Source organism: Litorerythrobacter xanthomarinus (assembly GCF_046254955.1).
In the GTDB taxonomy this organism is placed as follows: domain Bacteria; phylum Pseudomonadota; class Alphaproteobacteria; order Sphingomonadales; family Sphingomonadaceae; genus Qipengyuania_C.
The window spans coordinates 705,633-724,092 of sequence record NZ_JBJXRG010000001.1 but is presented as its reverse complement, the minus strand read 5'-3'; the positions used below and the strand labels follow the sequence as shown (position 1 = coordinate 724,092).

At 60.9% G+C, this 18,460-nt stretch carries 19 protein-coding genes and 1 tRNA gene; 15 read left to right on the top strand and 5 right to left on the bottom strand.

Annotated elements, in window-relative coordinates:
* Position 1 precedes the first annotated feature (1 nt).
* The 3 genes from ACEWMW_RS03755 to ACEWMW_RS03745 form a co-directional block, all read right to left on the bottom strand.
* Positions 2-784 carry an SDR family NAD(P)-dependent oxidoreductase gene (locus ACEWMW_RS03755; RefSeq protein ID WP_409412551.1) on the bottom strand — a complete coding sequence of 261 codons (783 nt, stop codon included), beginning with the start codon at positions 782-784 and terminating at the stop codon, positions 2-4.
* A complete protein-coding gene (locus ACEWMW_RS03750) occupies positions 784-1,428 on the bottom strand; it encodes a glutathione S-transferase family protein (RefSeq protein ID WP_409412550.1) in 645 nt (214 codons plus the stop codon). Before ACEWMW_RS03750 ends, ACEWMW_RS03755 begins: the two co-directional genes overlap by 1 nt.
* Before the next feature lie 95 nt (positions 1,429-1,523).
* Positions 1,524-1,829, bottom strand: a complete 306-nt coding sequence (locus ACEWMW_RS03745) for a GNAT family N-acetyltransferase (protein WP_409412549.1) — start codon at positions 1,827-1,829, stop codon at positions 1,524-1,526.
* 51 nt (positions 1,830-1,880) lie between these two features.
* Between ACEWMW_RS03745 and ACEWMW_RS03740 the strand changes: the two genes are divergently transcribed.
* A complete protein-coding gene (locus ACEWMW_RS03740) occupies positions 1,881-2,876 on the top strand; it encodes a threonine aldolase family protein (protein WP_409413600.1) in 996 nt (331 codons plus the stop codon).
* Positions 2,873-3,796, top strand: a complete 924-nt coding sequence (locus ACEWMW_RS03735) for a DMT family transporter (RefSeq protein ID WP_409412548.1) — start codon at positions 2,873-2,875, stop codon at positions 3,794-3,796. Before ACEWMW_RS03740 ends, ACEWMW_RS03735 begins: the two co-directional genes overlap by 4 nt.
* Here the strand turns inward: ACEWMW_RS03735 and ACEWMW_RS03730 are convergent.
* Positions 3,706-4,548, bottom strand: coding sequence for a Rossmann-fold NAD(P)-binding domain-containing protein (locus ACEWMW_RS03730; protein WP_409412547.1), 843 nt, complete (start codon positions 4,546-4,548; stop codon positions 3,706-3,708). The two genes, ACEWMW_RS03735 and ACEWMW_RS03730, sit on opposite strands and share 91 nt — an antisense overlap.
* Positions 4,549-4,599: 51 nt before the next feature.
* Between ACEWMW_RS03730 and pepN the strand changes: the two genes are divergently transcribed.
* The 9 genes from pepN to ACEWMW_RS03685 all read left to right on the top strand — a co-directional run bounded on the left by pepN (position 4,600) and on the right by ACEWMW_RS03685 (position 14,262).
* Entirely contained in the window at positions 4,600-7,257 is a 2,658-nt protein-coding gene (gene pepN, locus ACEWMW_RS03725; protein WP_409412546.1) for an aminopeptidase N, read from the top strand.
* Entirely contained in the window at positions 7,250-8,023 is a 774-nt protein-coding gene (pgeF, locus tag ACEWMW_RS03720; RefSeq protein WP_409412545.1) for a peptidoglycan editing factor PgeF, read from the top strand. The genes pepN and pgeF overlap by 8 nt, the downstream gene beginning before the upstream one ends.
* A 185-nt stretch (positions 8,024-8,208) precedes the next feature.
* Positions 8,209-8,784, top strand: a complete 576-nt coding sequence (gene petA, locus ACEWMW_RS03715; RefSeq protein ID WP_409412544.1) for a ubiquinol-cytochrome c reductase iron-sulfur subunit — start codon at positions 8,209-8,211, stop codon at positions 8,782-8,784.
* A gap of 17 nt (positions 8,785-8,801) precedes the next feature.
* Entirely contained in the window at positions 8,802-10,094 is a 1,293-nt protein-coding gene (locus tag ACEWMW_RS03710; RefSeq protein ID WP_409412543.1) for a cytochrome b, read from the top strand.
* Between the two features lie 21 nt (positions 10,095-10,115).
* Positions 10,116-10,973, top strand: coding sequence for a cytochrome c1 (locus ACEWMW_RS03705; RefSeq protein WP_409412542.1), 858 nt, complete (start codon positions 10,116-10,118; stop codon positions 10,971-10,973).
* Between the two features lie 88 nt (positions 10,974-11,061).
* The gene (locus tag ACEWMW_RS03700; RefSeq protein ID WP_409412541.1) at positions 11,062-11,598 is read left to right on the top strand and encodes an adenine phosphoribosyltransferase; all 537 of its coding nucleotides are present in this window, start codon (positions 11,062-11,064) and stop codon (positions 11,596-11,598) included.
* 83 nt (positions 11,599-11,681) lie between these two features.
* A complete protein-coding gene (locus ACEWMW_RS03695) occupies positions 11,682-13,538 on the top strand; it encodes a cation:proton antiporter (protein ID WP_409412540.1) in 1,857 nt (618 codons plus the stop codon).
* Entirely contained in the window at positions 13,535-14,125 is a 591-nt protein-coding gene (locus ACEWMW_RS03690; protein ID WP_409412539.1) for an OmpA family protein, read from the top strand. The genes ACEWMW_RS03695 and ACEWMW_RS03690 overlap by 4 nt, the downstream gene beginning before the upstream one ends.
* 63 nt (positions 14,126-14,188) lie before the next feature.
* Positions 14,189-14,262, top strand: a tRNA-Gly gene (locus ACEWMW_RS03685).
* Positions 14,263-14,282: 20 nt separating this feature from the next.
* On the opposite strand, the gene panC is transcribed toward ACEWMW_RS03685, so the two are convergent.
* Complete coding sequence (gene panC / locus ACEWMW_RS03680) at positions 14,283-15,131, bottom strand: pantoate--beta-alanine ligase (protein ID WP_409412538.1); 849 nt, start codon at positions 15,129-15,131, stop codon at positions 14,283-14,285.
* Between the two features lie 71 nt (positions 15,132-15,202).
* On the opposite strand from panC, the gene ACEWMW_RS03675 reads away from it, so the two are divergent.
* From ACEWMW_RS03675 to ACEWMW_RS03660, 4 genes are read left to right on the top strand one after another with little or no spacing between them, the layout of a single operon-like run.
* Positions 15,203-16,015 (top strand): division plane positioning ATPase MipZ, encoded by an 813-nt coding sequence (locus tag ACEWMW_RS03675; RefSeq protein WP_409412537.1) that lies wholly within the window; start codon positions 15,203-15,205, stop codon positions 16,013-16,015.
* A gap of 3 nt (positions 16,016-16,018) precedes the next feature.
* The gene (locus ACEWMW_RS03670; RefSeq protein ID WP_409412536.1) at positions 16,019-16,321 is read left to right on the top strand and encodes a J domain-containing protein; all 303 of its coding nucleotides are present in this window, start codon (positions 16,019-16,021) and stop codon (positions 16,319-16,321) included.
* Complete coding sequence (pgmG, locus tag ACEWMW_RS03665; RefSeq protein WP_409412535.1) at positions 16,318-17,745, top strand: phosphoglucomutase/phosphomannomutase PgmG; 1,428 nt, start codon at positions 16,318-16,320, stop codon at positions 17,743-17,745. The genes ACEWMW_RS03670 and pgmG overlap by 4 nt, the downstream gene beginning before the upstream one ends.
* 27 nt (positions 17,746-17,772) lie before the next feature.
* Complete coding sequence (locus tag ACEWMW_RS03660; RefSeq protein WP_409412534.1) at positions 17,773-18,444, top strand: crotonase/enoyl-CoA hydratase family protein; 672 nt, start codon at positions 17,773-17,775, stop codon at positions 18,442-18,444.
* Positions 18,445-18,460 lie beyond the last annotated feature (16 nt).

Here is an 18,460-nt window from a genome sequence, read left to right as displayed (position 1 = left end):
CTCAGAAGCCGGGGTGGATCGAAAGCGCGCCGCCATCCACCAACAATTCCGCACCCGTCATGAAGGGGCATTCGTCTGAAGCAAGGAAGGCGATGGCTGCAGCGGTCTCTGCAGGATCGGCCAAGCGGTTCATGGGTGACGTTGATGCCACCGCCGCTTTTAGCCCTGGCGTCACTTGCTCTGCTTTGTCGAGAATGCCTGTTTCAGTTGCGCCAGGGATCACCGTGTTACAGCGGATTGCGTAGCCTTGCTGCGCGCACCATGTGGCGACCGATTTCGACAGCACGCGCACGCCGCCCTTGCTCGCCGAGTAGCCGACGTCGCTCGGCAGCGGTGCCATTGCCGTCGTCGATGAGATGTTGATGATTGATCCAGACGCACCACCGGGGTTGTCCTTCATCGCCGCAATTGCAGCGCGGCATCCGGCCATGGTTCCAGTGAGATTGACCGCGATGACCCGGTCCCAGGTATCGTCATCCACGTCGCCGATCGACGCTCCCGAGACCATTCCTGCATTGTTGACCAAGATATCAAGTCGTCCGAATACAGCGACGGCTTCGGCCACGATGTCAGGCCAGCGGCTCCGATCAGAAACATCCTGCTGGGCAAAGCGCGCGCCGTGTTCGTGGCATAGCGCCTCGCCAGCTGCGACATCGATATCGGTGCCGAGCACCTCGGCTCCATCGGCGCGCAGCCGCTTGACCGTAGCCGCGCCAATGCCCGAGGCGCAGCCGGTGACAATGGCGACTTTCCCTAGCAGTTTGGGGCCGGAAAGATCCGGCACTACTCTGCCTGTTGCCAGATCGCAGCGCTTTCCCGCTTGTTGTGTTCCGCGACGAAGCGCGTGAGGTTGTCTGTTCCCTCAGGAAGTTTCCATCCAACCGTGAAGCCGAAATTGGCGAAGCAGAAGATGATCAGATCGGCGAAGGTAAAGCGGCCAAGCGCGAAATGGTTGCTGTCGCCCAGCACGCTGTCGAAATAGCGCCATTTCTCATCAGACATGGCGGAGAGCTCGGCGCCTGCTTCGGCGCTGACAACGCTCATCCGTGGTTCGAACATCGGGCGTCCGCCCCCGGCACGGAAGCCCATCGTCATTGGCACAACCACTTCCTGGTCAAACAGGCGAACCCATTTACGCACTTCGGCACGCTCCTTGGGTGTCTCACCGAACAGGTTGGGTTCGGGATGCATTTCCTCGATGAATTCGCAAATTGGCCAACTCTCGGTCAGACAGGTGCCGTCTTCCAACTCGAATGTGGGGATGGTGCCGAGCGGGTTCTTCGCCAGATAATCCGCATCCTGCCGGTTCTCGCCGGTGATGATGTCGTAGTGAATACGCTCGACATGATCTTCACCGATGCCCTTCTCGACCAGGAACATGCGCACGAGGCGCGGATTGGGTCCGAGGCTGGAATGCAGTTTTGGCATCGATGGTCTCCTAATTTTGCTGCGCGGCTGATCTTATGGCGGAGACTGCGGGCTGCGTCCTGCCAAATCCGCTAGGTCCATCACCAAGCGTATTCTCAGCTCGGCGTTTCGGCGCGCAGATCGGCCCATTCGGGATGTTTGCGGAACTGCGCTTCGACATAGGGGCATTGCGGAACGATGGTGAAGCCCTGCGCGCGCGCTTCAGCGACCATCGCTTTGACCAGCTTTAGCGCGATACCTTTGCCGCGAGCCTCAGGCGGGGTGAAAGTATGATCGGCAATGCGGGCTTTGCCGCGTGCCTTCCATGTCAGCTCGGCTTGCCTGTCTGCGCCTTCGACTTCGGCGCGATAGGCGCCGTGGGTGGTTTCATCGGTCCGGATAATATCGATCGTATCGCTCATGCGTGAATGCTCCTTCTTGTCATCAACGGGCGGCGAGGCCATGGCGTTCCGATGCAGTTTCTCTCGGACAATGCAGCATCGGTCCATCCCAAGGTCTGGGAGGCAATGCATGCCGCTGATGCGGTCGATGCCCCCTACGATGGCGATGCCTTCTCGAAAGCGCTGGACGAGCGCTTTTCTGACCTGTTCGGGCGCGAATGCGCGGCGCTGTGGGCGGCGACGGGAACGGCAGCCAACTGCCTGGCGCTGGCGACGATGTGCGAGCCGCAGGGCGGGGTGGTATGTCACCGCGAAGCGCACATCGAAGTGGACGAAGCCGGCGCGCCGGGGTTTTATCTCCATGGTGCCAAGCTGTTGTTGGCCGAAGGTGAGGGGGCCATACTCACACCGGACGGTGTTCGTGCCGTGATCGATCCGATCCGTGAAGGTGTCCACCAGGTGCAACCGCATGCGATATCGATCACGCAGGCGAGCGAATATGGCCGAAACTATCGTCCCGAAGAGGTGGCGGCGATTTCCTCCTTGGCCGAGGAACGCGGTCTTGGCCTGCATATCGACGGCGCGCGATTTGCCAATGCGGTGGCGTTCCTTGGCTGCTCTGCGGCGGAGGCGGTGGGCAGCGCGCAGGCACTCAGCTTCGGCTTCATCAAGAACGGCGCGATGAGTGCAGAGGCAGTGGTGCTGTTCGATCTGTCTGCAGCCGACCTGGTTCGATACCGGCGCAAACGCGCTGGACACTTGCAAAGCAAGGGGCGTTTCCTCGCGGCACAGATCATCGCCATGCTGGAGGGCGATCTGTGGCTGAACAATGCCCGCGCGGCGAATGCCGCCGCAGCCGAAATCGGCCATGCCTGTGTTGACCGACTGATGCACCCGGTTGAGGCCAACGAGGTCTTTATGCGCTGCACTGCTTCGGAGCGCGAGGCGCTGCGCAAGCAAGGTTTCAGCTTTTACGACTGGGGCGATGATGCTGCGCGCTTCGTCGCTGCCTGGAATGCGCGCGAGGAAGACGCGGTAGCGCTCGGCAAGGCTATTGTTAGCCTATGAGCGCCGAGACGGGAGCGCAGTCGCAATCTCTGCTTCATCCCCGCAACGCGATATCGTTCCTGCTGGTGTCGCTGATCTGGGGTTCCACATGGTGGGTAATTCTCGGGCAAATTGAAGCGGTCTCACCGACTTGGTCGGTGGCGATGCGCTTTGCGATTGCCGCACCGGCGATGTTTGTGGTGGCGTTGGTGATGGGAAAATCGCTCGCACTTGGGAAGCATGGTCACCTGCTCGCTCTTGCCATCGGGCTGGTGCAATTCGGGCTTAATCTCAACTTCGTCTATCGCGCGGAATTGCACCTGACTTCGGGGATCGTGGCGACGATGTTCGGCCTGCAGATCGTGACCAATGCGGTGCTGGGCCTGATTTTCCTCGGCCAGCAGATCACCCGGAATTTCGTGATCGGAACCTTTGTGGCGCTCACCGGCGTATCACTCTTGTTGGTGCACGAATGGCAAGCGGGCAAGGTTGGCGGCGACGTGCCGCTCGGCATCGTGCTGGCGATTGCCGGGATCCTCGCTGCATCGATTGCGAACATCATGCAAGCGGGCAAGACCGGGCGAAGCGTGCCGATGGTCAGCATGCTGGCTTGGGCGATGCTCTACGGCACACTCATGAATGTCGCCTTCGCATGGGCCATTGCCGGTCCGCCGGTCTTTCCTTCGGCGCCCGAATTCTGGGCCGGACTGGCGTGGCTGGCACTCGCCGGATCGGTGCTGACTTTCCCCCTGCATTACACGCTGGTGCGCGAGATCGGGGCAGGACGAGCAACTTACAGCAATATCCTCGTCATCATTATCGCCATGCTGCTCTCAACCGTGTTCGAGGGTTATTCCTGGACGCCGCTCACTGCCTCGGGCGCAGTATTCGCGCTTGCCGGACTGCTCATCGCACTGAGGGCGCGCAAGCCCTCGCGGTAAGTCGGGTACTTTGGCTGCCAACCCAGAACGCGCTTGGCCTTGCCGTTCGCGACACGACGATTTTCCGAATAGAATCCACGCGCCATTTCGCTGAGATTGGCTTCCTCGATTGTCTGCAGCGGCGGCGGATCGAGGCCGAGCAGGCGGCAGGCTTCTTCTGTTACGGCATTGCCGCTGGCGGGCAAATCATCGGCCAGATTGTAGGCACCGGGAGGGGCGTCTCGCTCGATTCCTGCAAGGATTCCGCTAACGATATCATCGACATGCACCCGGCTGAAGACCTGTCCGGGCATATCGATCCGGCGGGCCTTCCCCTCGCGCACCCGGTCGAGCGCGCTGCGCCCCGGACCGTATATTCCGGGCAAGCGAAACACTCGCGAGCCCAGATCTAACCATTTGAAATCGCAGTCAGATCGGGCCGAACGTCGACCTGTTCCGGTGGGTGAATTCTCGTCTACCCACGCCCCTTTGGCGTCGCCATAGACCCCCGTAGATGACAGGTAGACAAGCCGAGATGAGGCGAGATGGTTGCCAAATGTCTCGAGAACCGGGTCGGATCCCGAGCCCTTTTCGGGAGGTACGGAAGACAGCACCCAATCGGCCTGACGTAGTGCTTCGATAACCCCGTTGCGATCATCGAAATCGACATTGCCCGCGCTGCCGGTCGCATCGACATTCCAGCCGCTGTCCTTCAACCGCCCGGCAATGCGCGAGGCGGTGTAACCCAGCCCGAAAATAAACAGATTCGCCATCGCGGCATCCTATTGCTGGAACTTAGTCCAAAAGCCACTAGTTCACTCACCATGGATATTGCCAACACCCCCGCATCGCCCGACACCACTGCAACTTTGGCCGATGCGCCGCCTGAGCCCAAGGACCCGCCAGTGATCCGGCGCGAGGACTACAAACCTTTTCCCTGGACGATTGCCAAGACCCGGCTCGATTTCGAACTTGGGCTGGAAAAGACGCGGATCACTTCGAAGCTCTCCGTCGCCCCCAATGAGCAGGCCGAAACTTCCGATTCGATTCTTCTCAATGGCGACGGGATCGAGCCACTGGCGATCAGCGTCGATGGCGAAGCGGTCAATGACTGGACGATGCAAGAAGGCAACCTCGTCCTCCCGCTTTCGCAAGCAGCGCATGAGCTGGAGATAGTTACCCAGATCGATCCCTCTGCAAACAGCCAGCTAATGGGGCTATTTGCCTCGAACGGGATGCTCTGCACCCAATGCGAGGCCGAGGGCTTTCGCCGGATCACATTCTTCCCCGACCGCCCCGATGTGCTGTCGACCTATACCATTCGAATGAGCGGGCCGAAAGACAAGTTCCCTGTGCTGCTGTGCAACGGCAATAACACCGATAGCGGCGAGAACGCTGACGGCACGCACTGGGCCGAATGGCACGATCCCTGGCCCAAGCCGAGCTATCTTTTCGCACTTGTTGCCGGGCAGCTGGTCGCCAATTCGGACACTTTCACGACTATGAGCGGGCGCGAAGTCGAGCTTAATATCTGGGTCCGCGAAGCCGATCTCTCTCGCACCGACCATGCCGTGGAATCGCTCAAGAAGAGCATGAAATGGGACGAGGAGGTCTTCGGCCGCGAATACGATCTCGATCTCTACAACATCGTCGCCGTCTCCGATTTCAACATGGGCGCGATGGAGAACAAGGGTCTCAACGTCTTCAATACGAAATACGTCCTGGCCGATCCGGAAACCGCGACCGATGGCGATTTCGACGCGGTCGAAGGCGTGATCGCGCACGAATATTTCCACAATTGGTCGGGCAACCGCGTGACTTGCCGCGACTGGTTCCAGCTCTCGCTCAAGGAAGGGTTTACCGTTCTGCGCGACCAGCTGTTTTCGCAGGACATGCAGGGAGAGGCTGTCAAGCGGATCGAAGACGTGCGGATCCTGCGCGCCGCGCAATTCCCGGAAGATTCGGGGCCACTTGCGCATCCGATCCGGCCGGACAGCTACCGTGAAATCTCGAATTTCTATACGGCGACGGTCTACAACAAAGGCGCCGAAGTGATCCGCATGATGCGCACGATGGCCGGTGAAGAGCGCTTCCGCCAAGGCACCGATCTCTATTTCGACCGCCACGATGGTGAAGCGGCGACTTGCGAGGATTTCGTCACGGCAATCGAGGATGGTGCTAGCCTCGATCTGGAGAAATTCCGCCAGTGGTATCGCCAAGCAGGGACGCCGAAAGTGTCGGTCTCGCTCGATCACGAAGATGATACGGCGCTTCTGACCTTGAAACAGACGGTCCCGGCGACACCGGGCCAGCCCGACAAGCAGCCGATGCCGATCCCGCTGAGGCTTGCGCTATTCGATCGGGAAAGCGGCAAGCACGATGGCGAAGAGCTGGTCGTGCTGGATGAGGCCGAAAGCACTCTGGCGTTCTCCGGCTTTGCGAAGCCGCCGGTGCTCTCGATCAATCGCGGCTTCTCGGCCCCGGTTTCGATCGACCGCGAAGTATCTGGCGAAGACCTCGTCTTCCTCGCGGCACATGATGACGATCCCTTTGCACGCTATGAAGCGACGCAGGACCTGGCTGTGCGTCATCTCGTTGCTGCTGCATCGGGGGATGGCTTGTCCGAAGAGGCGAGAGGGCTGGGCCGTGCCGATATCCTGAAAGCCTTTTCTTCGACTTTGGCCGACACCTCGCTCGACGATTCGATGCGCGGCGAATTGCTGTCGCTTCCGGGCCAGACCTACCTTGCCGAACAGATCGAACAGGCCGATCCAGGCCGCATTCAGGACGAACGTGAAGGCCTGAAGACATGGCTTGGTCAGCAGCTCGAGCGGGAACTTGTCTCGCTTCATGAGCGCGCAACCGAAGTGCCTTTCGGCTTTAGCCAGGAAGCGCGCGGCAGCCGCAAGGTCAAGACCGCGGCGCTGATCTACCTTGCGGCATCCAATCCCGAGCTCGCTTCCAAACTTGCTGCCGCACAGTATGAAGCAGCCGACAATATGACCGATCGCCAAGGCGCGCTCGCAGTGCTCTCGGGTCTCGGAACGGCGGCACGCACCGACAAGCTGATCGACTATCATCGCCGCTACAAGGGCAATGAGTTGGTGATCGACAAATGGTTCGCCATCCAGGCGAGCTCGCTCCACCCGAGCGTGCTTGAGCATGTGAAGGCGCTGGCCGATCATCCCGATTTCACGATCAAGAACCCCAACCGCGTGCGCTCGCTCTACATGGCTTTTGCCGCGAGCCCGCACGCCTTTCACGCTGTCGATGGCGAGGGTTATCGCATGATTGCGGACCTTATCCTCGCGCTTGATCCGATCAATCCGCAAACTGCGGCACGTTTCGTTTCACCGCTCGGGCGCTGGCGCAGGATCGAGGAGGGGCGTTCGGCCATGATGCGCGAGCAGCTTGAGCGAATTGTCGCTGCACCGAACCTGTCGCGCGATACCGCCGAGCAGGTTACGCGCAGCCTTGGCTGATGTGCCTCCCCACCTTCGGGCTGAATGCCTGGAACCGGTCCCGCACGGCTTCTTCGGAAGCCAGGGCGGGGTGTCGATTGGCGCAGTTACGGGGCTCAATTGCGGCTTTGGCGCGGGCGATGATCCTGATGCAGTCGCCGCCAACCGTGATGCGGCGGCGCAGGCGATCCTTCCGCATGCACCGCTCGTTTCGGTTCACCAGATCCATTCGCCGACCGCTGTGGTGGTGGAGGAGCCCTGGGGCGACGATTCACGCCCGCAAGCCGATGCGCTGGTTACGGCGCAGCCTGGCATCCTGCTTGGCATTGTCACTGCAGACTGTGCACCTGTGCTGCTGGCCGATAGCGAAGCCGGCGTTGTCGGGGCGGCCCACGCCGGATGGCGCGGCGCGCATGGCGGTGTGATCGAGGCGGCGGTAGCCGCGATGGAAGGGCTGGGAGCCCAGCCCTCGCGCATCGCTGCCGCAATCGGCCCCGCCATCGCCCAGCAAAGCTACGAAGTGGATGAGCGATTCCGCGCAAATTTCACTGCGGCCGAGGACCGGTTCTTCGAGGCTGGACGCAAAGACCATTTCCAGTTCGATCTCGCAGGCTATGTCCACTCGCGGCTTGAACGCTGCGGCATTCACCGAATCGAAGACTTGGCCGCCGATACATACGCTAATGAGGCGCGCTATTATTCGTTTCGCCGTGCCACTCATCGCGGCGAGCCCACCTATGGGCGCCAGCTCAGCGTAATCGGACTTCCCGCCAGCGCCCGCAGTTAGTTGCACAGATGCGCACAGCTAGTGCCGAAAAGGCGGTTGGCATCGCGAACCTTTGCGTCTATCAGCCCGCCCAAACCGGCGCTTGATCGAGAGCGTGCGGTCGCGCGCCGCAGGTGCGTTCAACGATCCGATATTGTGTTTGGCGGGTTCGCCGGGCGCAGGAATAACAGGGCAAGGCAAGGCTGATGGCTGAAACTTCTGGCACCGCGTCACCCGAGACGCTCGCAGCGAGCGAAGAGGATGGCGTAAGGCGGCGCGACTTCATCAATATCGCGGCGGTCAGCGCCGCAGGTGTAGGCGGAGCGGCGACGCTCTATCCGCTGATCAGCCAGATGTCCCCTTCAGCCGACGTGCTGGCCGAAAGCTCGACCGAGCTGGACACGGCCGCCATTGAAGCCGGCCAGGCGATCAAGGCCATCTTCCGCAAGCAGCCGCTGTTCGTTCGCCGGCTTACCGAAGCCGAACTGGCTGAAGCCGCAGCGACATCGCTTGACGAGCTGCGCGATCCGGAATCGCTCGCCGACCGCACCAAGGAAGGCCACGCCGACATGCTCGTCACGATGGGCGTATGCACCCATCTCGGCTGCGTTCCACTCGGTGCTGCCGAAGGCGAGAACAAGGGCGAGTACGGCGGCTATTTCTGCCCCTGCCACGGTTCGCATTACGATACCGCAGGCCGCATTCGCAAAGGTCCGGCACCGACCAACTTGGTTGTGCCGGAATATGAATTCACCTCGGATACGGTCATCCGCGTCGGGTAAGTGAGAAGAGACAAGTTATGAGCTTTCCCTGGGCCAAGGAATACACCCCGACCAATCCGGTCATGAAGTTCTTCGACGAGAGGCTGCCTTTGCCGCGTCTCGTCTACAATGCCGTTGGGGCCGGTTACCCGGTACCGCGCAATCTCAACTACATGTGGAATTTTGGCGTCCTCGCCGGCTTCTTCCTGGTGTTGCAGATCATCACCGGCGTTGTTCTGGCGATGCATTATGCTTCGAACGCGACCGTCGCCTTTGCTTCGACCGAGCACATCATGCGCGATGTCAACTGGGGCTGGATGATGCGCTATGCGCACGCCAACGGGGCGAGCTTCTTCTTCATCGTCATCTACCTGCATATTTTCCGCGGCTTCTATTACTCGTCGTACAAGGCGCCGCGCGAAATGATCTGGCTGCTGGGCGTGGTCATCTTCCTGCTGATGATGGCAACCGCATTCATGGGCTACGTGCTGCCATGGGGCCAGATGAGCTTCTGGGGCGCGCAGGTGATTACCGGCCTGTTCGGGGCGATCCCGCTGATCGGTGAGCCGATCCAAATATGGATCCTGGGCGGCTTCGCGCCGGATAACGCCGCGCTTAACCGCTTCTTCAGCCTGCACTTCCTGCTGCCATTCGTGATCGCCGGCGTGGTGATCCTGCACATCTGGTCGCTCCACATTCCCGGCTCGTCCAACCCGACCGGCGTGGAAGTGAAGCAGGAAAGCGACACCATTCCGTTCCACCCGTATTATACGGCCAAGGACGGCTTCGGTCTGGGCGTGATCCTGATCCTCTTTGCGATCATGGTGTTTTTCCTGCCCAACATGCTGGGGCACCCTGACAACTATATCGAAGCGAACCCGCTCTCGACCCCGGCGCACATCGTGCCCGAATGGTACTTCTGGCCATTCTACGCGATCCTGCGCGCCTTCACTGTGGACTTCATCCTCCCGGCCAAGCTGTGGGGCGTGTTGGCGATGTTCGGATCGATCCTGATCTGGTTCCTGCTGCCATGGCTCGACAAGGGTCCGGTGCGCTCGGGTCACTATCGCCCAATGTTCCGCAAGTTCTTCTGGTTCGGCCTGATTCCCGCAATGATCGCTCTGTTCATCTGCGGCGGCGCTCCGGCAGAAGAGCCCTATGTGATGATCAGCCAGATCGCGACGGCGTATTACTTCATGCACTTCCTTGTGATCCTGCCGGTCCTCTCGGCATCGGAGCGCACCGAGCCACTGCCCAATTCGATCACCGATGCAGTGCTCCATTCGGACAAGAAGCCCGTGAAGGGCGAGAACGCCGAGCCGGCGGTTTAAGGACGAGAACGAGACAACGATATGATCAGAATACTCGCATCCCTTGTCGGTCTTGGCTTCACCGCGGTCGTGCTATTCGCGCTCGGCAGCGGCATCTTCACCGTTATCGATCAAGGAAAGCTCAAGGAAACTCCGCCCGAGTATGCCTTCAAGAAGGGTCCGCGCGATGTTTCGTTCGCGCATGACGGGCCGTTCGGTAAATTCGATCGGCCGCAGCTTCAGCGCGGCATGCAGGTCTACAAGGAAGTCTGTGCGGCTTGCCATGGCCTGAAATATGTCGCTTTCCGCGACTTGGAGAAGATCGGCTACACCGAAGGTCAGGTGAAGGCGCTTGCCGCCGAATTCCAGGTGCCGGGTATCGATCCCAACACCGGCGAAGCGGCTCTTCGTCCTGGCTTGCCGACGGATTACTTCCCGTCGCCCTATCCGAACGACGTTGCTGCAGCCGCTGCCAACAACAATGCGATCCCGCCGGATCTCTCGCTGATGACCAAGGCCCGGGCCAACGGCACTGCCTATGTCTACTCGCTGCTGGTGGGCTATCAGGAGCCGTCGGCGGAATTGCTTGCTGCGGCGCCCGATGCGGCACCGGGACCGGGTCTCTACCACAACCCGTACTTCCCCAACCTAAACCTCGCGATGGCTCCGCCACTGACAGTGGACGGCCAAGTGACCTACGCTGAAGGCAATCCGGAAGCGACGATCGAACAGATGTCGAAAGACGTGGCGGCTTTCCTCGCTTGGACGGCCGAGCCAACGCTCGAGAAGCGCCGCCAGACCGGCTGGCCGGTACTCGGCTTCCTGCTCTTCGCTACGATTCTTGCATATCTCTCGAAGAAGCAGATCTGGTCTGCTGTGAAGCCCAAAAAGCGCGACTGATCACCCAGTCGCTCGACATGAATATGCGCCCCTTGCATCCAGGTGATGCGAGGGGCGTTTTTCGTTCCGGAGCAGGATACAAGCAGCGATGACACCCGATGAGCTCAAGGCGCTGGTTCGCACGATCCCGGACTTTCCTTCACCGGGTATTCAGTTTCGCGATATCACGACGCTGATCGGCCACGGCGATGGCATGGCGCATACGGTACGGCACCTTGCAGACCACGCTCGCAAAGCCGGTGCGGATGCAATCGCTGGAATGGAGGCGCGCGGCTTTATTTTCGGGGCGGCTGTTTCCGTTGCTCTCGCGAAAGGCTTTGTGCCAGTGCGCAAGCCCGGCAAACTGCCGGTCGAGACGCTCGGCATCGACTACGCGCTGGAATACGGCACCGATCGGCTCGAGATCGATCCCGGCGCAATTGCGGATGGCCAGAATGTGGTCATTGTTGATGACCTGATTGCAACGGGCGGGACCGCATTGGCCACCGTCGAGTTGCTCCGGCAGGCCGGGGCGAGGGTCGAAACCGCCTGTTTCGTGATCGACTTGTCAGACCTCGGCGGTGCCGCGCAGCTTCGCAACGCTGGCGTCGAAGTCCTTTCGCTGATGCAATTCGAAGGCGATTGATCCGTTTAGCGAAGGCGGCGGGGATAGATTCTGCCACTGACGCATTGTCTGTTTAGCGCATGGCAGGCTACACGCACCTCTAGATGGAACAGCAAGCTCTTGTAATCGCCACGATTGGCGTGCTCGGAATCGGTGCGCAATGGATCGCATGGCGTACGGGTTGGCCGGCGATCGTGCTTATGCTCGCCGCCGGTTTTCTCGCAGGCCCGGTATTCGGCGTCATCGATCCGGAAGCGGCATTCGGGGACTTGTTGACACCGATGGTCAGTATCGGGGTCGCCCTGATCCTGTTCGAAGGCGGGCTGAGCCTGGACCTGCGCGAACTCAGGCATTCGGGTGCAGCCGTAGGCCGACTGGCCACCATAGGCGTGCTAGTGGGCTGGGCCCTCGGCTCGGCCGCAGGGTTCTACATCGCCGGCATGGTCTGGCCGGTGGCAATCCTCTTCGGGGGTATCCTTATTGTGACGGGTCCCACCGTGGTGATCCCGTTGCTTAGGCAGTCGAACGTCCAGACCCGGCCGGCGTCGATCCTGAAATGGGAAGCGATCGTCAACGATCCGACCGGTGCACTATGCGCCGTCATCGCCTATGAATATTTCCGCAAGGTCTCCGATAGCCCCGGGGCTTCGGTGTTCGAAGTGCTCCCCCCGCTGTTTGGCGCGATCATCCTTTCGGGCGCCATCGGTTATGTCGCCGCACGCGCTGTCGCCTGGGCATTCCCGCGCGGTGTGATACCCGAATACCTCAAGGTGCCGGTACTGTTTACCGTCGTCATTGGCGTGTTCGTTGCGTGTAACGCGATCGAACATGAAGCGGGCCTGCTGGCAGTTACCGTGATGGGAATCGCTCTTGCCAACATGGGCGTGACCAGCATCCGCTCGATCCATCCTTTCAAGGAGAATGTCGCGGTCCTGCTGATCTCGGGTATCTTCATCCTGCTTTCGGCCAGCCTTGAGTTCTCAGATCTCGAATACTTCAACTGGCGCTTCGGCTTGTTCCTGCTCGCGCTGCTTTTCCTGGTGCGGCCGCTGACCGTGCTGATCAGCCTGCTTGGCACCTCGCTGCCGTGGAACGAGCGGCTGTTTGTCGCCTGGATTGCCCCGCGCGGCATCGTGCTGGTGGCGATATCCGGACTGTTCGCGCTGCGTTTGACCGATCTTGGCTATGCCGATGGCAATGTCCTGATCGGCCTGAGTTTTGCGGTGGTTGTCACGACGATCGTGTCGCATGGCTTCACGGTCAATCTCGTCGCCAAATGGCTGAAGGTGAAAGGCGATTCACGCCCGGGCCTGCTGATCGTGGGCTCGACTCCATGGACGATCGATCTCGCCAAGCAGATGCAGGCCTTGCAAACGCCGGTGATGATCGTGGATTCGAGCTGGCAGAAGCTTGCGCCCGCGCGGCAAGATGGCGTGCCTTTCTATCACGGCGAAATTCTCAACGAGGCGACCGAGCACAATCTCGATCTCACACCGTTCCAGGTGCTGGTCGCCGCAACCGAAAACGAGGCCTACAACGCGCTGGTCTGCAACGAGTTCGCCCATGAGATCGGCCGCGATTCGGTTTACCAGCTCGGTGATCACGTGGACGAGGATGATCGCCACGCGCTGCCGCCCTCGATCCGCGGACGCGCGCTGTTCGAATCGGGCTTCGGCGTGACCGATGTGAACCAGCGGCAGGCCGATGGCTGGGTGTTCCGCAAGACCACGCTCTCCGATGAATTCGACTTCGAAGATGCGCAAGACAAGCTCCCGGACGCGTCGCACATGCTGATGCTGATTCGCGAGAGTGGCCGCCTTCGTTTCTTCACCCATGCCGCGCGCCCCGAACCTAGGGCCGGCGACACGATCATAACCTTTGCACCGCCCCGTGACCGGCAAGCGAGTGCTGTGACGGACGTGCGGCCCATCTCTCCCGAACCGACGGAGAAGCCAGCATGATCCCCAGCTACCGCGCGGCAGCGCCCCTTACCTTGATGACGCTTCTCGCTCTCACGGCGTGTAATCCCAAGGCAGACGAAGCGGATGAGCCTGGTGTCGATCCGGCCCCAGCTGCGACAGCGAGCCCCGTTTCGATTATCCGGCCTGAACTCGAAGAAGCAAAAGAGCTTCCGCTTGCTCCGCTGGAGCTGCGCGTGGCTTTTCCCGAAGGTGGTTACGAGCTCGATCAGCAGGCGAAGGACGTGCTGAAATCCGCGCTCGAATCGCCCCAGTATCTTGCCGAAGGGTTGATAACCTTGCGAGGTCACACGGATTCGGCCGGTAGCGATGACGCGAACTTGCGGGCATCCACGGCTAGGGCTGAGGCGGTAAGAGACCATCTGGTCGAATTCGGTGCCAGTGAAGAGCGCTTCACAATCATCGCAATCGGTGAGCAAAACCCGATTGAGCCCAATGCCAATCTGGACGGTACACCGAATGAAGCGGGGCGGCGCGCCAATCGGCGCGTCGATCTCGTGTTGACGGTCCCCTCGCGGCCGAAAGCAGAAGAGCCTGACGCTTCCCAAGAAAGCCCGCCGCCTGAGTAGGCAGAGCTGCACTGGAGTGTTGACGAATCCGCGCCGATAGGAGAAAGCGCTCCGCCTGAGCGGGCGGGTATAGCATAGTGGTAATGCTCCAGCCTTCCAAGCTGGCTAGAGGGGTTCGATTCCCCTTACCCGCTCCAAATCCCGCGAGCGCGAACAATCACACCGCAATGTTATCGATCAGCCGCGTGGCTCCGATCCGCGCTGCGACGAACAGACGCGCATTGCCATTGTTGGCATCCAGCAGACCGATCGAATCGGCATCGCGCAATTCGGCATAGTCGATCTTCTCGAAACCGGCTTGCAGGAGGTGCGCCTGAAGCGCTGCCAAAGTTGGCGCGACCTCGCTGCCCTTACGTATTGCCTCGCGGGCTTCAGCCATGGCGACAGGGATATTGGCTGCGGCGGCCCGCTGTTCTTGCGAGAGGTAAGCGTTGCGGCTGCTCATCGCCAGGCCATCTGCTTCGCGCACAGTGGGCACGCCATGGATGGCATCGACAGAGGGCATTGTAAGGTCGAGATCGCGCGACATTCGGCGAATGACGGCCAGCTGCTGCCAGTCCTTCTCGCCGAAAAACGCCATGTTGGGCCGCACCTGGTTGAAGAGCTTGCAGACCACTGTCGATACGCCGTCGAAATGTCCGGGGCGGTCATCGCCGCACAAACCGTCGCTGACGCCTGCAACCGAGATGTTTGTCGCATAGCCATCGGGATACATTGCTTCGGGCGTGGGTGCCCAAACCAACGCCACTCCTTCTGCCGCCAGCAGCTCCTCGTCACGCGCGAGCTGGCGCGGATAGGCATCGAGGTCCTCGTTCTCTCCGAACTGGCGCGGATTGACGAAGATTGATGCGGCCACGTGATCGGCATGCTTGCTCGCTTCGCGCACCAGCGTCAGGTGTCCTTCGTGGAGCGCGCCCATTGTCGGTACCAGCGCGAGCGTCTCGCCGTCCGAGCGCAATTCGTCCACAGCTTGGCGTAAGCCATTGAGGGTGGTTACGGTTTTCATGGGCCTCCGCCTCAGATATGGATCAGCCACTCGATAACCGCCACATGGCCGACTGGAAAGCCGCTTAACCCGTGTCATCGCCCGCTCCGCATCGTATTGTTTTCGCCAATGAGAAGGGCGGCACTGGTAAATCGACGACCGCCGTGCATGTTGCCATCGCGCTGGCCTACCAGGGCGCGCGGGTGGCGGCCGTGGATCTCGATCCGCGCCAGCGCACCATGCACCGCTATATCGAGAACCGCAGCGATACCGAGGCGAAGCGCCGCATCTCCCTCCCGGGAGTAACGTGCGAGGTGCTTGAGAACGGCACCACCGATGATCTCGAAGCGCTGGTCGCGCGGATCGGCGAGGGCATGGACTTCGTGGTGTTCGATACGCCGGGCCGCGATGACGAGCTCGCTCGCCATGCCGCGACCGAGGCCGATACGCTGGTCACGCCGATGAACGACAGCTTTGTCGATTTCGACCTGATCGGGCAGGTCGAGGGCGAGAGTTTCAAGGTCAAGCGGCTGAGCTTCTATGCCGAACTGATCTGGGAGGCGCGCCTCAAACGCAGCCGCGCCACCATCGAGCAGCATCGCCGCGAGATGGATTGGGTCGTGGTGCGCAACCGGACGGGCCATGTCGAAGCGCGCAACATGGCGCGTATCGAGCAGGCGCTCACCGAACTGTCCAAGCGCGTCGGTTTCCGCGTTGCGCATGGTCTTTCGGAACGTGTGATCTACCGCGAGCTGTTTCCTTCGGGCCTGACCTTGCTCGACAAGGGGCAACTGGGCGAGCTCGGCACCAGCCATCTCGTCGCGCGGCAGGAACTGCGCAATCTCATCAAGTCGCTCAATCTTCCGCAACCCGGGAAGCGCGAGCCCGAACTGGAGCTTGCCTGAGCCATGATCCGCCTGCTCGTTATCGCCGCGATTATCAGTGTCGGCTGCAAGATGGTGCTGGGCAAATGGCCTTGGGATTACCTGCGTGGGCCCGACACGAAGGGGCAGGCGCTGTTCAAGGCGCGCAAGCTGTTGGGCGTGCCGGAACGCGCCACGCATGCGGAGATCATCGAAGCGCACCGCCGGCTCATTACCATGATCCACCCTGACAAGGGCGGTACCAACGAGCAGGTCCACGAAGCCAACGATGCACGCGACTTGCTGCTCAACGATCTGCCGCATCAGGGCGAGGGTCAGATCAAATGAGCCACACGTTCGATCCCACGATCCTGCGCGAATATGACATCCGCGGGGTGATAGGGGAAACTCTCGGTCCGGATGATGCGCGCGCGATCGGACGCACATTCGGGACCATGCTGCGCCGCGAAGGCGGATCGAAGGTTGCCGTCGGCTATGACGGGCGCACCAGCTCTCCCATCCTGGAGCGCGCGTTGATCGAAGGGCTGACCTCGGCTGGATGCGACGTCCTGAGCATAGGCCTCTCGGCCACCCCGATGCTCTATTATGCCGAAGCGTCAGCCGAAGAGGTGCACGGCGGCATTCAGATAACAGGCAGCCACAATCCCCCCGATTACAATGGCTTCAAAATGGTATTTCGCGGGCGCCCCTTCTTCGGCGCCGACATCCAGGAACTCGGAAGGCTCTCCGCTGCCGGCGAATGGCTCGATGGTCTCGGGGAGGTAGAGACGCGCGATATCCTCAAGGAGTATGTCGACCGCCTGCTGCTCGGCCTGGACGGGATCGATCACAGCATTCTCGCCGGCATCAAGGTCGGCTGGGACGCCGGCAATGGAGCCGCCGGACCCGCGCTCGAGGCGCTGGCTGAACGGCTCCCGGGGGAGCACCATCTTCTTTTCACCGATGTCGACGGCCATTTTCCAAACCACCATCCTGATCCTACGGTTGAGGAGAATCTGGCGGACCTGAAGGCGCTCGTCGCGAAGAAGAAGCTCGATTTCGGAGTGGCATTTGATGGCGACGGCGATCGGATTGGCGCGATCGATGGCGAAGGCAGGGTGATCTGGGGCGACCAGCTGCTGATGATCTACGCCGAAGACCTGCTCAACGCGCGTACAGATAGCGCGGGTCCGGCGACGATTATCGCCGATGTGAAGGCCAGCCGGGCGTTGTTCGATCACGTTGCAGCGCATGGCGGCGAGCCATTGATGTGGAAGACAGGGCACTCGCTGATTAAGTCCAAAATGAAGGAAGTTTCCTCGCCGTTGGCGGGTGAAATGAGCGGCCATGTTTTTTTCGCCGATACCTATTACGGCTTTGACGACGCGCTCTACGCCGGCGTCCGCCTGCTGGCGGCTTCGGCGCGATTGGGTAAATCGGTCACAGATCTGCGCTCGGCCATGCCCGATATGATCAATACGCCGGAAATGCGTTTCCAGGTCGACGAGAGCCGGAAATTTGCGGCAATTCAGGAAGTTGAGGCGCGTCTGGCCGACAGCCCCGCGCCCGAGATCCAGGACGTTAACGGCACCGACGGCGTGCGCGTGACGACTGCAGACGGCTGGTGGTTGCTACGGGCCTCCAACACGCAGGACGTACTGGTCGCGCGGGCTGAAAGCGACAGCCAGGCAGGGCTGGAGCGCCTCCTGGCGCAAATCGACGAACAGCTAGCACTTTCCGGTCTTGAGCGCGGGGAAACCGTGGGCCACTAATTTCCGTCGCTATTGGTGGAGCAGAACATGACCATATCGCTCGAGATAACCGATGATGTCGCGCAGATCACGCTGGATGACGGGCGCGCCAACGCCATAAACCTGCCGTGGATCGACCAGTTCCTGGAGACCTTCACCGAAGCGGAGAAATCCGCCAAGGCGATCGTGATCGCGGGCCGTGACGGTATCTTCAGCGGCGGATTCGATCTCAAATGGATGCCGACAGCCAATGCTGAAGAGATCAAGCGCTTGCTCGATGGCGGCGGTGAGATCGTAACCCGTGTCTACGGCAGCGAGCGCCCGGTGGTCGCTGCATGTACCGGCCATGCGATCGCCATGGGGCTTTTCCTGCTGCTGAGCTGTGACACGCGCATTGGCGCGAGCGGCGATTTCAAGTTCGGCGCCAACGAGACCATGAATGGAATGAACCTGCCGGTCTTCGCCAGCGTCATCACCAAGGAGCGCTTCGATCCGCGCAAGCTCACCGAGCTGGTGATCCAGTCGCGCATGTTCGGGCCCGAAGATGCGCTGGCGTTGGGCGCGCTCGACAAGGTGGTTGCTCCCGATGCAGTGTTGGATACCGCGCGCCAGATGGCGAAGCTTCTCGCGCAGCTTCCGGGCGGGGCTTATGGATTCAACAAGCTCTCGATCCGCCAGCCTGCAATCGACCGTATCAAGGCGACCAGCGGCGGCTATTGATCATGCGCTCCAGTTG

Bases quoted from the DNA above. Each gene is read 5' to 3' on its own strand.
- ACEWMW_RS03750 (WP_409412550.1), bottom strand. From the start codon at position 1,428: ATGCCAAAACTGCATTCCAGCCTCGGACCCAATCCGCGCCTCGTGCGC.
- ACEWMW_RS03745 (WP_409412549.1), bottom strand. From the start codon at position 1,829: ATGAGCGATACGATCGATATTATCCGGACCGATGAAACCACCCACGGC.
- ACEWMW_RS03740 (WP_409413600.1), top strand. From the start codon at position 1,881: ATGCAGTTTCTCTCGGACAATGCAGCATCGGTCCATCCCAAGGTCTGG.
- ACEWMW_RS03735 (WP_409412548.1), top strand. From the start codon at position 2,873: ATGAGCGCCGAGACGGGAGCGCAGTCGCAATCTCTGCTTCATCCCCGC.
- ACEWMW_RS03730 (WP_409412547.1), bottom strand. From the start codon at position 4,548: ATGGCGAATCTGTTTATTTTCGGGCTGGGTTACACCGCCTCGCGCATT.
- pepN (WP_409412546.1), top strand. From the start codon at position 4,600: ATGGATATTGCCAACACCCCCGCATCGCCCGACACCACTGCAACTTTG.
- petA (WP_409412544.1), top strand. From the start codon at position 8,209: ATGGCTGAAACTTCTGGCACCGCGTCACCCGAGACGCTCGCAGCGAGC.
- ACEWMW_RS03710 (WP_409412543.1), top strand. From the start codon at position 8,802: ATGAGCTTTCCCTGGGCCAAGGAATACACCCCGACCAATCCGGTCATG.
- ACEWMW_RS03705 (WP_409412542.1), top strand. From the start codon at position 10,116: ATGATCAGAATACTCGCATCCCTTGTCGGTCTTGGCTTCACCGCGGTC.
- ACEWMW_RS03700 (WP_409412541.1), top strand. From the start codon at position 11,062: ATGACACCCGATGAGCTCAAGGCGCTGGTTCGCACGATCCCGGACTTT.
- ACEWMW_RS03695 (WP_409412540.1), top strand. From the start codon at position 11,682: ATGGAACAGCAAGCTCTTGTAATCGCCACGATTGGCGTGCTCGGAATC.
- ACEWMW_RS03690 (WP_409412539.1), top strand. From the start codon at position 13,535: ATGATCCCCAGCTACCGCGCGGCAGCGCCCCTTACCTTGATGACGCTT.
- panC (WP_409412538.1), bottom strand. From the start codon at position 15,131: ATGAAAACCGTAACCACCCTCAATGGCTTACGCCAAGCTGTGGACGAA.
- ACEWMW_RS03670 (WP_409412536.1), top strand. From the start codon at position 16,019: ATGATCCGCCTGCTCGTTATCGCCGCGATTATCAGTGTCGGCTGCAAG.
- pgmG (WP_409412535.1), top strand. From the start codon at position 16,318: ATGAGCCACACGTTCGATCCCACGATCCTGCGCGAATATGACATCCGC.
- ACEWMW_RS03660 (WP_409412534.1), top strand. From the start codon at position 17,773: ATGACCATATCGCTCGAGATAACCGATGATGTCGCGCAGATCACGCTG.